The sequence below is a fragment of the Vibrio sp. R-1 genome, from assembly GCF_035615595.1.
GTDB lineage: Bacteria > Pseudomonadota > Gammaproteobacteria > Enterobacterales > Vibrionaceae > Vibrio > Vibrio cholerae.
Map to the genome: position 1 here is coordinate 1 of NZ_WPDC01000046.1, position 14,775 is coordinate 14,775.

Below are 14,775 nucleotides of genomic sequence, written 5' to 3' on the forward strand. Positions count from 1 at the left end.
ACTGGAGGTCGCGCAGGTCAAGGCGGTCGGTGTTGCGAGAGAAAGTGCGCAAGGGCAGGTGGCGACTAATACCGAAAGCATAATCCAAAACGCATCTTCAGGTCGTACCTGATGCCAGAAAAACCATGTGCCTGCAGCAATAACTAATATGATGGCAACAAAGTAACGCGCCACAATATCGGCAATTTCCGCAATTTTTGGCTTGGAGGATTGAGCATCATCTTGCAGTCTCACAATATTGGAAATAACTGAATCGGCTTTTGAAGCGGTGACACGCAGATCAAACGATTCATCACCATTCAGTGTTCCAGCAAACACGTGATCCCCTGTCGCTTTGACAACGGGTAAAGACTCACCCGTTAACATAGATTCATCAATATGAACTCGGTTATTAATGATTTCACCATCTGCTGGAATGTGTTCACCAGGCAAAACTCGTACACAGTCGCCGGGCTTGAGCGTTTTTACCGGTACTTGTTGACCGTCTAACGTTGTTGCAATCGCGGGAATGAGTTTCAACAGGTTACCACTTGCGGCAGCCGCCTTACGTCTCGCTCTCATCTCTAAAAAGCGGCCTACCAATAAGAAGAAGGTAAACATGGAGATCGATTCGAAGAACACTTCACCTTGTTCGGTAATGGTTGCGACTAAGCTTGCTATATAAGCAAAGATGAGTGCGAGAGAGACGGGGACATCCATGCCTAAAGTGCGACCACGAATACTGCGCCATGCATTTAAGTAAAATGGCAGAGCCGAGTAGAGTAAGACAGGAGTAGCAAAAATTAAGCTCACCCAGCGGAAATAGTTTTTAAACTCGGCATCCAGATCGCCAAACGCCTCGAGATAAAGTGCGACAGCCAGCATCATCACCTGCATGCTCGCCAATCCCGCGATACCAAGACGATACAAGTATGTTTTCATGGCATCGTGGTATTGCGCTTCATGCTTGTCAGCTTCAAAAGGCGCGGCTTTATAACCCAGTTTATGAATTTGAGCTAATACATGGCTTAGCTGGGTTTTGGTTCGGTCCCAACTGAGGAGCGCTCGATTGGTTGTTGTATTGACTCGAATAGAGACGACGCCCGGCTCGGTGTGTAGCTGTTTTTCAATTAACCACGCACAGGCGGCACATGAAACACCATCGAGTGACAATGTCACCTCAGAGTGGTCATCTTTGCTACGCACAAACTCGGCTTGGACATCACTATTGTCGTAGTGAATCAAAGCTTTCAATTGCTCGGGAACCAATTCCACCTTTTCCGCTGGTGCGGTGCGGAATTGGTAGTAAGAAACGAGGCCACTATCGACAATGGTTTGAGCAACCGTTTGGCAGCCGGGGCAGCACATGTCACGTTGTTCACCCAAAATATCAACGTGGAAATTTGTGCCGGCAGGTACATCCTCACCGCAGTGATAACACGTTTTGTCCATGATCTTAATTCATTAATGCCGTTGGAGAAGAGGGGAAGGTGACGCGACCTTGGACAAGCCATTGGCCATCATGCGGAGTCAGTTCGATAAACCAAGGGCCTTGCAGTTCATTCTCCAGATTTAAACGATAAATTCCTTTTGCATCTGCCGTTATCAGCTGAGAAAAATCGCGATCAGGTAGTGTGCGATGAGCAAACATGGCTTGAATAGCAGGGAAGTGAGCAAGTTGACCTTTGTCGAATTCAATGATGACCGTGCTACCTTCAGAGTGAACGGTAGCGTTCAATCCCAACTCTTTGGCGACATTGATTTTAGTAAGATCAATATTAATGCCTTTGCCTTTTTTATAGTAATCCTCAGTGACTAATGAAACGGAGTTATTTGCAAAAACAATAACGGTGACGACCGTCCAGATCACTACAGTGAGAGGTAGTATGATCAGGAACCAAGGCCAAAATTGTTTATACCAAGGCTTTACCATAAGAAAGTTCTCTACAACGAAAAGAGGCTAAAAAATATAAGAAAGACAGCCCCTTGAAAAGGGGCTGTTATTAGAATGTTACTTATTCTCTGAGTTGCTTAAACTCCATACGTAGGCTGCGACCAATTGCACTTTGTCTTCACCTAAAATGTCGTTCCATGCTGGCATTACCCCAGAGCGGCCATTCATCACCACATCTGTTACTTCTGCGCGTGAATCGCCAAATAACCAGTCATTATCCGTTAGGTTTGGTGCACCAAAGGCTGGGTTACCTTTACCGTCAGTACCATGACATGCAGAACAAACGGCGAAACGAGCTTTACCTGCTTCTGCTTCTTTAGCATTCACAGAACGACCCGACAGGCTTAAGGTATAACTAACGACTTCCTTCACACCTTGCTCGCCTAAAATGTCTTTCCATGCTGGCATTTGGCCAATACGGCCATGGCGAATGGTGGTCACAATCGCTTGTGGTTCACCACCATACAGCCATGCATCATCAGTCAAGTTAGGAAAGCCTTTTTGGCCGCGAGCATCTGAGCCGTGACATTGAGAGCAGTTCTGTAAAAACAGGCGTTGACCTACTTTTAAAGCATCACTATCGGCAGCGATATCTGGGATTTCGCGTAAGTTAGTGGTGCCGTCTTGATAAGCCAAACGTTTGAAAGCTTCACCGTAGTAAGCTTCAGCGTCGTCCAGTTCTTTTGAATACTGAACCAGTTGTTTGTTTTGCTGTGCGGCAGCAATCGAAGCACGTGATTCTTCAAGAGAACGTACGGTCTGGTCTGAACTTTGCCAGCCGAGAATGCCTTTAAAGCTGCCTAAACCTGGGTAAAGGGTTAAATAAATGGCTGCAAAAATGAAAGTACCAATAAATAGATAGGTCCACCATTTTGGCAACGGGTTGTTCAACTCGCGAATGCCATCGTACTCATGGCCCATGTCAACGCCTTCTTCAACACCCATTTTGTCTTTCAGACACCAAACGAGCAGAATAGCGCAACCGAGCAAAGTACCCACAGTAATCACGATGATCCAAAGACTCCAGAATGTAGTCATTACTTAGTCACTCCTTGTTTTTCGAGGTATTTTGCTCTTCATCGGCGAAGATGAGGTTTGCAGCTTCATCAAAACGCGCTTTACGCTTTTTGCCATAAGCCCACCAAACCACGCCTATAAAGCATACGAACAGCACTATGGTCCAAATACTGTGAATAGTACCGATATCCATAATTACCTCTGCTATTTCATTGCATGACCAAGAGATTGAAGATAAGCAATGATGGCATCCATCTCTGTTTTACCTTCTACATCTTTTGTCGCATTTGCGATTTGTTCATCTGTGTACGGAACACCAAACTTGTCACGGAACAAGGTCATCTTTTGTTGCGTGTATTTACCGTCCAGAGTGTTTTTTGCCAGCCATGGGAATGCAGGCATATTTGATTCAGGAACCAGTTCACGTGGGTTCAATAGGTGAACACGGTGCCATTCATCAGAATAACGACCACCCACGCGTGCTAAGTCAGGACCAGTACGTTTAGAGCCCCATAAAAATGGGTGTTCCCAAACACTTTCACCTGCCACAGAGTAATGGCCATAACGCTCGGTTTCAGAACGGAATGGGCGCACCATCTGGCTGTGACAAACGTTACAACCTTCACGGATGTAAATATCGCGACCTTCGAGTTGCAACGCGGTATAAGGTTTGAGGTTCTGTACTTCTTCCGTGGTCTGTTTTTGGAAAATCAATGGAGTAATCTCAACCAGAGCCCCCCAACTGATGGCAAAAACAATAAAAATAGCCAGTAAGCCGACATTACGCTCAAGTAGTTCATGGCGATTATTAGAATTAGAACTCATTGCTTAATTCTCCTTATGCCGGTTGCACAATAGCTTTTAGGCTATTTTTAGGTGCAGAAATGGTCTTATAGGCGTTGTAAGCCATCAGGAACATCCCAGACAAGAAGATGAAACCACCGATGAAACGCACGGTATAGAACGGATATGACGCTTGCACTGACTCGACAAAGCTGTATGTCAGTGTGCCGTCAGAGTTCACTGCACGCCACATCAAACCTTGCATTACGCCTGAGATCCACATTGCAACGATGTACAGAACTGTACCAATCGTGGCTAACCAGAAGTGAGCATTGATCAGACTGACAGAGTACATGCGCTCTTGTCCAAAAAGACGTGGAATCAGATGGTATACAGAACCAATCGACACCATAGCTACCCAACCAAGCGCACCAGAGTGAACGTGACCAATCGTCCAGTCGGTGTAGTGGGATAGAGCATTGACGGTCTTGATTGACATCATCGGGCCTTCAAACGTAGACATGCCGTAGAAAGACAGAGAAACGATCAAGAAACGAAGAATCGGATCATAGCGCAGCTTATGCCATGCACCAGAAAGAGTCATGATACCGTTGATCATCCCACCCCAAGAGGGTGCGAACAGCACGAGAGACATTACCATGCCCAAAGACTGAGTCCAGTCAGGTAGTGCGGTGTAATGCAAATGGTGCGGACCAGCCCAAATATAGAGAGAAATCAGAGCCCAAAAGTGAACGATAGACAGACGGTAAGAGTAGACTGGGCGTTCAGCTTGTTTAGGAACAAAGTAGTACATCATGCCTAGGAAGCCAGCCGTGAGCAGGAAACCTACAGCGTTGTGACCATACCACCATTGCACCATGGCATCGACGGCACCAGCGTAGATAGAGTAAGACTTACCCATCGAAACGGGGAGCGCCATACTGTTTACAATGTGCAATACCGCAACGGTAATAATAAAGGCACCGAAGAACCAGTTAGCCACGTAAATATGAGATGTTTTACGTTTTACTAGGGTTCCAAAGAACACAACCGCATAAGCGACCCAAACCGCTGCGATGGCGATGTCGATTGGCCATTCCAGTTCTGCGTACTCTTTACCTGAGGTGTAACCCAAAGGTAAGGTGATTGCAGCGGAAACGATAATCGCTTGCCATCCCCAAAAGGTAAAGGGAACTAACGGTCCACCGAACAGACGAGTTTGGCAAGTACGCTGCACAACATAATATGATGTTGCAAACAGGGCACTTGTACCAAACGCAAAAATTACCGCATTAGTATGCAGAGGACGTAAGCGACTGTACGTCAACCACGGCGTATCAAAGTTTAGCTGTGGCCAAACTAATTGAGCGGCAATCAAAACCCCTACAGCCATACCGACGATACCCCAGAGAATTGTTACCAGGGTAAATTGGCGGACCACGGTATAGTTGTAGTTTTGTTCAAGCTGCTTTTCTTGGCTCATTTGCATGCTTCCAATGTTTAATTAACTACACTTTTACTTCCAACACGACTTTCGTCGTAACACCACCCAAATCCACAACAAAAACAATGACATCTAAGCTATTAATTCTTGTTGCTGACTTTATGAAAAAGTGGCATTTTCAACGTCTAACTATACTTCAATTAACAATTCAATGACAGTGTAGTAACCTTACACTCCATCAGGTTTTGGCCTTTTATTTCAAAAATTTGAAGTTTGTTACACGAGGAACCCGCGTTCATGGCAGCCGAAAAACTCACAAAAGCCCGACTTGCTCAAATCCTAATCACCTTGCTGGTGTTGATTAGTGCTTTTCTATGGCGAACCTTCTCACATGAAAGTGGTACGCTCATAACTTGTGGAATGGAAAAACCTTGTCAATTTGATATAGAGGGGAAGCGGGTGACTGTCTATCAACTCGGGTCACGAGACGTTCCCAAGTACTCCATTTCGCCATGGGATGAGCAATGGTCAATCGAAATAAATGGTTTGACGGAATTCCAGTCTGGAGTGCTATTAGTGTCCCCAACAACGCAAGACAATATCGAGCTTAAAATTAACCATGGCATCACACTAAAACTGCGTTACCTACCGTAGAATCATCACTCAACGCCTAAACCATAGATTGGCGCTATTTAAACACTCCGATATATCAGGTATAAATAGTGTCATCTCACGTATACAAAACTCGTTCAATGCGGCTAAAAACAACCGTTTCTACTCAAGTTGATGTCTATTCTTGTATCCATGAACTACAACAGTCTATGGATAGCAATGGTTTATCGAATTTAATCTGCTATTTCACTGAAGAATACGATGCTCAACTTTTATCCTCAATGTTAAAAGCGGCATTTCCCGGCATTCCAATTATCGGATGTTCTTCCTGTCGTGGTGTGATGACGCAAGATGGGTATTTTTCCAATCCGGCAGTGGGAATCATGGGGATTTATGATAGTCCTCAGGCTGCTTACGGCACGGCATTGATCTCTCTTTGCGATAATCGCCCCATCCCTGAGTTAATTGATCAAGCGATTGATAATGCACTAGAAAGTGCCGATAGAACGGGAGAGTTACCTAGTCTTGTGCTTTTGCATGCCACCCCCGGTATTGAAGAAGTTTTGATTGAAGGAATCGATAACAAGTTTGGCTCTCAAGTCCCCATTATTGGCGGGAGTGCTGCGGATAATTTCATCAGTCAAAATTGGTCTATCTTCACGCAGGAAGGCGCTACCGATAAAGGCATTGCATTGCAATTGATGTTTCCATCGCAGTCGGTTTTTGGTGGATTCAGCGCAGGATATTCTCCAACCGAATTTTCTGGTGTGATCACGAAAGCCAAAGGTCGAGTGATTGAGGAAATTGATAACGAATCGGCCAGTGGACTTTATAAAGAGTGGATTGGGGATCACTCGGGAATTCAAATCACGGAACAGTACCTTTTCGAACATGTGACTCGGTTTCCTTTAGGAAGAGTGGTGGGAAAGGAGGAGAGCTGTTCACCGCAATATAAGCTTACTCACCCCGTGAGAAGGACTGAAAATGGTGGGCTAGAAATGTTTGCGAATGTGGAAGTCGGAGAGCAAGTAAGCTTGATGACGGGATCGCAAAATCAGCTTATTGAACGTGTGACGCGCGTTATTCAGGAAGCGAGTTATAAAAGTTACCAAGATCGGGCGTTATTTGGTTCTTTAACTATATTCTGTGCCGGTTCCATGTTGAGGCTTGGTCAAGATATACATAAGGTTCAACAGAAAATAATGGAGCAGCTCAATGGTTGCGCTTTTATTTGTCCCTTCACTTTTGGAGAGCAAGGCCGTTTTATTAATGGTGAAAATGCGCACGGTAACTTAATGATTTCTTCTGTTGTATTTTATGAGGCATGAAAATGGATTCTGAATACACAGAGAAAGTAAATGAATTGACTCTTGAGTTACAAAGAAGCATTGAACGAGGAAAACAGCTTGCAGAAGAGAACAGGGTAATTCTCGCTGCTATCTCTGCATTCAGTGTTGCCACCAACAAAAATCATATCTTTGAAGAATTAAAAACATTATTGAATCGATATATTCAGTTTGATGATTTTATTGTTATTTCCAAAGATAAAAACGGTCACCAGTTTCGTACGGCGATTGCCTCAAACGCCTCATTTAATGATGTTATTTGGCCAAACGGAGTTAAATTTCAGCGTGTGCTGAATGGTGAGTGCATTCTGTTATTTGAACCTTGTAAGTTAGATGAGTTTGCCTGCTTAATGGGGTCGATTGAGAAGCCGGTTTATTCCGCTTTGATTACAGGGATTCAAGCTCAAATCAGCGATTCTGTTCTCATCTTATTAGGGCAGAATAAAGGTCAGTTTTCTCTTGAAGCAAAAGAGACGTTGTCACGTTTTAGGCCGCTGTTAGAAAGAGCAATCTCAGATATTGAACATAAAGAAGAGTTACAAAAACTCGTAGAAATAAGAACGCGTGAACTGCGTTTGGCGCAAAAACTGGCAGAGCAAGCTAACCAATCTAAGTCCAACTTCCTCGCGATGATGAGCCATGAGCTCAGAACCCCGTTGAATGCGGTGCTTGGGTTGATTGATATTTTACGTGGAGAGTCAACGAGTTACCAAGTTGAGCTGCTTGAGCAGATGGAAAACTCTGCCGAACTTCTTCTCATTATTATCAATGATATTTTAGATTTAAGCCGAATCGAGTCTGGGCACTTTTCGTTACACTGTCACTGGTTGGATCTAGAAAAGAAACTAGATCAATCTTTGGTTTATCACAGACAGATTGCGCAAGATAAAGGTGTGCATTTTTATGTTCAATCGAATAAGAATCCAACATTAGAGTACTACACCGATTCGGCAAGACTCACACAGATACTCTTTAATATTGTTGGTAACGCCATCAAGTTCACTAAACAAGGTCAAGTGGATGTAGTATTAGACTACACCAAGGATGGCGTCGTATTTCGAGTCAAAGATACAGGAATTGGGATTGAAAAGAATCGGGTAGAACAATTATTTACCCCCTTTATTCAAGCGGATAATTCAATTACAAGGAATTATGGTGGTACAGGGTTAGGCCTTGCGATTACCAAACATTTGGTTGAATTGATGGGAGGCACAATCCAAGTTGAAAGTGAGTTCGGTATAGGCACAACCTTTACTTTATATATTCCACTTCAATCTCGCTTGAAAAATATTAAACAGAGTGCGTCCTCATCCCAACAAATCGTAAATGTAAAAAATCATCACATTCTTGTTGTGGAAGACACAAAGACCAATCAAATGGTCATTCAATTACTACTGAATAAGTTGGGCTATGATGTCACGATTGCAGAAAATGGGCTGCAAGCGGTGGAGCTTTTAGAAAAAAATCATGTATTTGATCTGGTGCTAATGGATATTTCCATGCCGATTATGGATGGTATTGCTGCAACCAAAATACTCCGAGATAAACATATTGATATCCCCATTATCGCACTCACTGCTCACACCGCCGGGAGTGACAAACAAAACTGTATTGATGCGGGAATGAATGACATTGTACTAAAACCGATCCGCAGCAAAGACATCATGGAGGTTGTAAAGCGTTTCCTGAATCCATAGCTAGATTGGTAGATCACAGCCTGCATTAACCTGTGGATCTTCTACCGAATTCTCAACCTGCTATTCTCCCACTTGTTGCGTCCAAAGTTTGGCGTACAGCCCTTGCTGGGCAAGCAGTTCCTCATGTGTACCGCTTTCGGCGACTTGTCCTTTATCCAATACAAAGATGTTGTCAGCATGGCGGATGGTATTGAGGCGATGGGCAATACTGATCACAGTGCGACCACGACATATTTCATCCATATTGCTCATGATTGCCGCTTCAGAATTGTAGTCGAGAGCAGAGGTCGCTTCATCCAGCAGTAAGATTCTAGGATTGACCAGCAAGGCTCTCGCTAAGGCGATACGTTGCCTTTGACCTCCCGAAAGCGCTGCACCTTTTTCCCCAACCGGTTGGTTAAAACCGTGGGGAAGTCCTTCAATAAACGCTAACGCACCTGCCAATTGAGCGGCATGGCGGATTTCTTCATCGCTGGCCTGCGGTTTACATAAACGAATATTGTCCGCCACACTTCCGGAAAAAAGAATGCTCTCTTGTAGTACCACACTCATATTGCAGCGCAGAGACACGGGATCCGCAATCGCAAGATCCATTCCGTCCACCAGCACTTGACCATGTTGCGGAACGTACAAGCGTTGCAGCAGGCGAGTGAGTGTGCTCTTGCCTGAACCTGATGGTCCAGTAACGCCGATAAATTGCCCCGGTTTGATCTTGAGTGATAGATTGGCCAGTACCTCAGGGGCATCTTGGTGGTAACGAAAGCGAATGTTACTAAACTCAATGCCACCATCGAGTTCGGGCACGGACGCTAAGCCTTGTTTACTGTTTTCTCTCGGTTCATCGAGGATATCGCCAACCCGTCTCAGTGCGATAAGAGTGTGCTGAAAATCCTGCCAAATTTGTGCCAGTCGCAGGACTGGCTGAGTCACATGGCCTGCGAGCATATTGAAGGCCACTAACTGACCGGGAGTGATTTCACCTTTGAGTACCGCGCTCACGCCCCACCAAAGCAGCAGTGCCGCCGTCAGCTTCTGCACCAGAGCGATAGCTTGCCCAGCGATGAGCCCCGATTTTTGTGCATCAAAGCTACGGTTTAGCTGCTGGCTAAGAATGCGTTGCCACTGCTCGAGAAAGCGATGCTCCGTCGCGGTCGTTTTGATGGTTTCAATACCGGTAACGGCTTCGGTCAAAAACGTCGTGGCATTAGCGTCGGACTCGTATTCAGATTCCACTTTTTTGCGGATCAGCGGTCCTGCAATCAGCCACAACACAAAATAAATCACAAGCGAGCCAATCACTAACCAAGTCAGTGTACTGGCGTAATGGAACATGACAGCGAGAAAAACCGTCACAAAAATCAGATCAAGTAATAGCATCAAAGTCGAACCCGTCAGAAACTGACGGATTTGCGCCATTTCACGCACTCGCGCAATGATTTGCCCAGTTTGGCGCTGCTTGAAATAGGTTAATGGCAGACCGACTAAGTGCCGATAGAGTCGGCCTGACAGCTCGGCATTCACTTGGCTTGCAAGATGGCCAAATACGGTATTGCGTAAATAGCTGTATGCTGGCTCAGCTATCGCTAACGCTAACATCGCCAGCGCCAGCACATGCAAGCTTGATAGGCTTCGTCCCACGAGCACTTTATCGATAACATTTTCAAACAGCATCGGGCTAACCAGCGCAAATATCTGTAGCGCGATGGCGTAAAGAAACACATCTCGCAGTTGGCTTTTTTGATGAAGAATGGAAGGGGCGAACCAGCTTAAACCAAATTTGACCTCTTTGACGCTCAGAGACTCATCCGCAATCAGCATGACTTTGTAATGCGCGGTGGATTCAGCCGATGTGAACGAGAGTGTGTGCAGAGAGTCGGTTGCAGGATCGTAGGCCGTCCAACCGTTATTATCGGTTTGGATCATCACTTTCCAGCCACCCTGATATTCGATAAGAGCGGGGAGTGGCAGCGTATTGAACGCTTGAATACTGAGCTTTGTTATTTGGCTTTTCAGGCCAAGATAGTCGGCGGCCTCTCTCATTTCCATGTCAGTGAGATTTGTGTGGCTTACCCCTAGCGCGTGTTTCAGTTGCGAGCTGGTCGATTTTTTGTGAAATTGCTGACCTGCGTAGACCACAGCTTCGATACCCCAATTAGTTCTTGGAGACCCTTGTGGTAACGTTTGTTCAGCAAGCCTATGAGCGTCGGTTGTAAAACGGGTGTTCATTGCTATCTCTCCCTCAACGCTTCAGCTTGGTATTCCTGGATCGGGCTAAGCAGATAGTCAATCACACGTCGTTTATCGGTTTTGATTTCCGCGACGACCGACATGCCGGGAGTGAGTTCGACCGTTTGTCCATCAATCATAATATGGTTGGTTTTTAGCTGAATTTGAGCAGGGAACACCAGCCCTAACTGTTCATCTGTTGTTGAGTCTCGCGAGATACTGAGTAGCTCTGCGTCGATTGTGCCGTATCGTGTGTAGGGGAAGGCATCGACTTTGACCGTGACCGATTGGCCTGGATACACGAAGCCCACATCTTTATTGAGAATTTGCACTTCTGCCTGTTGCACACGGTTCTCAGGCACAATGATCATCAAGTTTTGTGCCGGTTGCAGTACTGCCCCAAGGGTATAGACACTCAACTGTTGCACAGTGCCGTCAACGGGCGAGCGGATGATTTCGAGTTGCTCACGCTCACGAACCTTAGAAAGTTCTTGATTTAAAGAAGCCAATTGCAATCTGGCCTGTCTGCGCTTTTCCAACCACTCTCGCTGCTTTTGCGCTTTGAAGCCCGCTAGCCGCTCTTCAAGGCTTTCATATTGTGATTTAAGCACTTCCAGCTCGGCTCGCTGTTGGGCGACTTGGCGCTGCGCTTCGAGCAGCTCTTTTTCTTGTTCAAGATACTCGACATGACCGATCACTTTGACTTGGTTGAGCTTTTTGCGGGCGGCAAGGCGCTGACTGATGTTTTCTGTGAGCTGCAACAACGCATGGATATCGCTTTGGCGCGCGGCTTGCGACGTGCGGTTCACCTTCATCTCGGCGGTGATGCTTGCCAGCGTTGAGTCGAATTCGTTTTTTTCGCTGAGATAGTTTTCATGGATCAAAGCTTGTTGTTCGGCTGGTAGAGCGGTAAACATTGGGTCATGAGTCAAGAGCTGGCCATTAAGTAAGGTGCGATAGCGGATCAACTCGTTCGTTTGAAACTCTGCTTGGCTGACCAAACGCGTAATATCTTGATTGACGCCCAAGGTATCAAGAGTCAGCAATGGGGCGCCTTTTTCAACTCGTTGACCATCTCTGACATGGATGCTTAACAGTCGGCTTTGCTCATAAGACTGGATCACTTGCGAACGCCCAGATACAACAAGGCGGCCAGTAGCGGTGGCCTGTACATCTAATTTCCCCCAATACGCCCAGAGCAAGGCTGCGAGCACACCTAAGCTGAGCGTAAGCGCAGTGACGCGAGCAAAAGGCGAGGGTGGACGCTGAGCCAAAGCAAGATGTGCGGGCAAAAACTCATAGTGATGTTCCGTGGGTTGGTGCGGTGACTTTTGACCAAAGAAACGCTTCATGATGGTGTTCATGCGGAGGCTTCCTCTTGTTTGAGCTCTTGCTGAAGCTGCCATAACTGTTTGTATTGTTTGCCGTAGGCGAGTAATTGTTGGTGTGAGCCTTGCTCAACAATCGTGCCTTGATGAAGCACTATGATGCGATCGCAATCACGCACCGTAGACAAGCGATGAGCAATCGTGATCACCGTACGGCCTCTGGCAATGCTGGCCATATTGGCTTGAATGACGGCTTGAGATTCGTCATCCAGCGCACTGGTTGCTTCATCCAAAATCAGCACTTTCGGATCTGATAAAAGGGTGCGTGCAATCGCGAGACGCTGCCGTTGACCACCTGAAAGCGATTGACCACCTTCCGCTAATACTGTGTCGTAACCCATGGGGAGTTTGAGGATGAAGTCATGTGCGCCCGAGAGTTTTGCGGCCTCAATGATCTCCTCTAAACTTGCCTCAGGCTTAGATTGGGCAATATTTTCACTCACGCTTTTGTGAAATAAAAAGTTCTCTTGCAATACCACACCCACTCGCTGTCTGAGTTGTTGAACATTGATGTGATTGAGTGGAATGCCGTCAATGGTAATACTGCCTTGCTCAGGGCTATAAAGTCGCAACAACAGGCGGGCGAGCGTGCTTTTGCCTGAGCCCGAGGTACCGACCACCCCCAATGTTTCACCTGCACGGATGTCTAGCGACAAATCATTAATGGTAGGAGGAATATCCGGTTGATAACGAAAGAGGATGTTTTTGAAACTGATAGCACCGCTTATAGTGACATTGTCACTCCCTGTGTGTTGTTCTACCGGCAGGTTAAGCATATCGCCGAGCTTCTCGATGGCGACCCGAGTTTGAATAAATTGTCCCCACAGCTCGACCATCCGCGCTAAGGGCTGCGCAATGTGGTTGGTCATCATGTTGAAAGCGATCAGTTGACCAATGGTCATTTCAAGTGAGAGCACTTCCGTCGCCCCCAACCATAAAATGGCGACGCTGGTGATTTTTTGCAGCAACTGCACTAAATGGTTAGAGCGGTTATTAAGCTGCTGGACGTCATAACCCGTTGTGACCATTTTTTCGGTTTGTTCATCCCAGCGTCGGATAAATCGCGGCTCAACCGCTAAACTTTTCAGCGTTTCACTACCGGCTACGGTTTCAGTGAGAAATGAGGTATTTACCGCAGCATGTGAAAACTGCTTTTCAATCGCCGCCTGCATTCTTGGTGTGAGCCACCAAGCGAGAAGGACATAACAGGGCACAGTAGCGATAAATAGCCCTGTGAGCGGAGCAGAAAGTAAGCTCATGACGTAAAGAAAGACGAACATAAACAGTAGCTCGACCGTTAAGGTAAACATAGAGCCAGTCAAAAACTCGCGAATTGTGTCGAGCTCGCGCACACGCGTGACAATCGCGCCGACTTGGCGTGATTTAAAAAACATGAGCGGCAGTCCAAACAGATGCTGCACCAGTTTAAGTCCAAGCTGTATGTCAATTCGGTTGGCGGTATGGGCATACTGATATTCGCGCAATCCGCGTAACACCACTTCGATCACCCCTGTAATCACTAGACCCAATACCAGTACATCTAACGTCGACCAAGCTTGGTGGACCAGCACTTTATCCATCACCACTTGAAAAAACAGAGGTGAGATCAGAGCCAGAATTTGCAGTACGAACGAAAATAAAAGAATTTCGCTCAGCACTCTTTTATGCTGGAGGAATTCAGGAATGAACCAAGTGATATCAAAGCGCGATTGTGCTTGCTGTATTACTAACGATTTTTTATTCCAAGCAGAATTAAGTTCGTGATAAGAGATAACTTCGGGAGTTTCTTTATTAGGTCTTTGTATTAAACATTTATCTTTATTAGTTTTTGCTAGAATAAATGGTAAGTCGTGCTGATCAAATAAAATTGCAGGTGTTTTTAGTGATTCGATGTTTTTAAATTGTGAAATTTTTGTGCGTATTTTAACTTTGTGTTCTTTCTGTATTTTATCCAGTTCTTCTTTGAGGTTTTCAGTGTCAGTTAAATGACTTTCGTCTTTTGTTTTTTCTCGATTACCGCTGATGATACTTAAATAAAAATGAATGCATATCAGCGTGAGTCTTTCATTGTTGGATATCATTAAATTATTTCGCCGATGTATTACAGCATTTTTGAAAGGGCGGAATCCTATCACCGCTTGTTAACATGTTCAATCCTCAATCACCGTCAGCGTTGTATGATAAATGTTGAAGTAGTTTATTTTGTAGTCAAATTTGATATAAATTAATGATATGAGTCACGTTAATGTGCAATTTGTCTGATGTTTGCATTCGTGTGAGATTGAGTGAATACTGCACTGTTGAATTAGAACATATACTCTAATTTAAT

12 protein-coding genes are annotated in these 14,775 nt (G+C 45.5%); 3 read left to right on the top strand and 9 right to left on the bottom strand.

What is annotated here, in order from left to right; genetic code table 11:
• The 6 genes from GOU96_RS10990 to ccoN all read right to left on the bottom strand — a co-directional run.
• Positions 1-1,431 (bottom strand): heavy metal translocating P-type ATPase (locus GOU96_RS10990; protein WP_324701963.1); only part of this gene is annotated, 1,431 nt, incomplete at its 3' end.
• A gap of 4 nt (positions 1,432-1,435) precedes the next feature.
• Positions 1,436-1,912, bottom strand: coding sequence for a FixH family protein (locus GOU96_RS10995; protein ID WP_000240593.1), 477 nt, complete (start codon positions 1,910-1,912; stop codon positions 1,436-1,438).
• A gap of 78 nt (positions 1,913-1,990) precedes the next feature.
• A complete protein-coding gene (ccoP, locus tag GOU96_RS11000) occupies positions 1,991-2,971 on the bottom strand; it encodes a cytochrome-c oxidase, cbb3-type subunit III (RefSeq protein WP_000206862.1) in 981 nt (326 codons plus the stop codon).
• A 7-nt stretch (positions 2,972-2,978) separates the two neighbouring features.
• Positions 2,979-3,143 carry a CcoQ/FixQ family Cbb3-type cytochrome c oxidase assembly chaperone gene (locus tag GOU96_RS11005; protein ID WP_000351118.1) on the bottom strand — a complete coding sequence of 55 codons (165 nt, stop codon included), beginning with the start codon at positions 3,141-3,143 and terminating at the stop codon, positions 2,979-2,981.
• Positions 3,144-3,154: 11 nt separating this feature from the next.
• The gene (ccoO, locus tag GOU96_RS11010) at positions 3,155-3,775 is read right to left on the bottom strand and encodes a cytochrome-c oxidase, cbb3-type subunit II (RefSeq protein ID WP_000097777.1); all 621 of its coding nucleotides are present in this window, start codon (positions 3,773-3,775) and stop codon (positions 3,155-3,157) included.
• 13 nt (positions 3,776-3,788) lie between these two features.
• The gene (gene ccoN / locus GOU96_RS11015) at positions 3,789-5,216 is read right to left on the bottom strand and encodes a cytochrome-c oxidase, cbb3-type subunit I (RefSeq protein ID WP_000076726.1); all 1,428 of its coding nucleotides are present in this window, start codon (positions 5,214-5,216) and stop codon (positions 3,789-3,791) included.
• 258 nt (positions 5,217-5,474) lie between these two features.
• On the opposite strand from ccoN, the gene GOU96_RS11020 reads away from it, so the two are divergent.
• From GOU96_RS11020 to GOU96_RS11030, 3 genes are all read left to right on the top strand, one after another.
• Positions 5,475-5,831 (top strand): hypothetical protein, encoded by a 357-nt coding sequence (locus GOU96_RS11020; protein WP_175248911.1) that lies wholly within the window; start codon positions 5,475-5,477, stop codon positions 5,829-5,831.
• Between the two features lie 167 nt (positions 5,832-5,998).
• A complete protein-coding gene (locus GOU96_RS11025; RefSeq protein WP_000377952.1) occupies positions 5,999-7,117 on the top strand; it encodes an FIST signal transduction protein in 1,119 nt (372 codons plus the stop codon).
• 2 nt (positions 7,118-7,119) lie between these two features.
• Complete coding sequence (locus GOU96_RS11030; RefSeq protein ID WP_267781887.1) at positions 7,120-8,832, top strand: ATP-binding protein; 1,713 nt, start codon at positions 7,120-7,122, stop codon at positions 8,830-8,832.
• A gap of 60 nt (positions 8,833-8,892) precedes the next feature.
• Here the strand turns inward: GOU96_RS11030 and GOU96_RS11035 are convergent, their stop codons facing one another.
• Genes GOU96_RS11035 through rtxB form a run of 3 tightly spaced genes read right to left on the bottom strand, consistent with a single transcriptional unit; the run spans position 8,893 to position 14,524 of the window.
• Positions 8,893-11,058, bottom strand: coding sequence for a type I secretion system permease/ATPase (locus tag GOU96_RS11035; RefSeq protein ID WP_267781891.1), 2,166 nt, complete (start codon positions 11,056-11,058; stop codon positions 8,893-8,895).
• 2 nt (positions 11,059-11,060) lie between these two features.
• Positions 11,061-12,422 carry an HlyD family type I secretion periplasmic adaptor subunit gene (locus GOU96_RS11040; RefSeq protein WP_001092348.1) on the bottom strand — a complete coding sequence of 454 codons (1,362 nt, stop codon included), beginning with the start codon at positions 12,420-12,422 and terminating at the stop codon, positions 11,061-11,063.
• Positions 12,419-14,524 carry an RTX toxin T1SS ABC transporter subunit RtxB gene (gene rtxB / locus GOU96_RS11045; RefSeq protein WP_267781899.1) on the bottom strand — a complete coding sequence of 702 codons (2,106 nt, stop codon included), beginning with the start codon at positions 14,522-14,524 and terminating at the stop codon, positions 12,419-12,421. The genes GOU96_RS11040 and rtxB overlap by 4 nt, the downstream gene beginning before the upstream one ends.
• Between the last annotated feature and the right edge of the window lie 251 nt (positions 14,525-14,775).

Excerpts from the sequence above, each read along its gene's own strand:
- GOU96_RS10995 (WP_000240593.1), bottom strand. The coding sequence starts at position 1,912 with ATGGTAAAGCCTTGGTATAAACAATTTTGGCCTTGGTTCCTGATCATA.
- ccoP (WP_000206862.1), bottom strand. The coding sequence starts at position 2,971 with ATGACTACATTCTGGAGTCTTTGGATCATCGTGATTACTGTGGGTACT.
- GOU96_RS11005 (WP_000351118.1), bottom strand. The coding sequence starts at position 3,143 with ATGGATATCGGTACTATTCACAGTATTTGGACCATAGTGCTGTTCGTA.
- ccoO (WP_000097777.1), bottom strand. The coding sequence starts at position 3,775 with ATGAGTTCTAATTCTAATAATCGCCATGAACTACTTGAGCGTAATGTC.
- ccoN (WP_000076726.1), bottom strand. The coding sequence starts at position 5,216 with ATGAGCCAAGAAAAGCAGCTTGAACAAAACTACAACTATACCGTGGTC.
- GOU96_RS11020 (WP_175248911.1), top strand. The coding sequence starts at position 5,475 with ATGGCAGCCGAAAAACTCACAAAAGCCCGACTTGCTCAAATCCTAATC.
- GOU96_RS11025 (WP_000377952.1), top strand. The coding sequence starts at position 5,999 with ATGGATAGCAATGGTTTATCGAATTTAATCTGCTATTTCACTGAAGAA.
- GOU96_RS11030 (WP_267781887.1), top strand. The coding sequence starts at position 7,120 with ATGGATTCTGAATACACAGAGAAAGTAAATGAATTGACTCTTGAGTTA.
- GOU96_RS11035 (WP_267781891.1), bottom strand. The coding sequence starts at position 11,058 with ATGAACACCCGTTTTACAACCGACGCTCATAGGCTTGCTGAACAAACG.
- GOU96_RS11040 (WP_001092348.1), bottom strand. The coding sequence starts at position 12,422 with ATGAACACCATCATGAAGCGTTTCTTTGGTCAAAAGTCACCGCACCAA.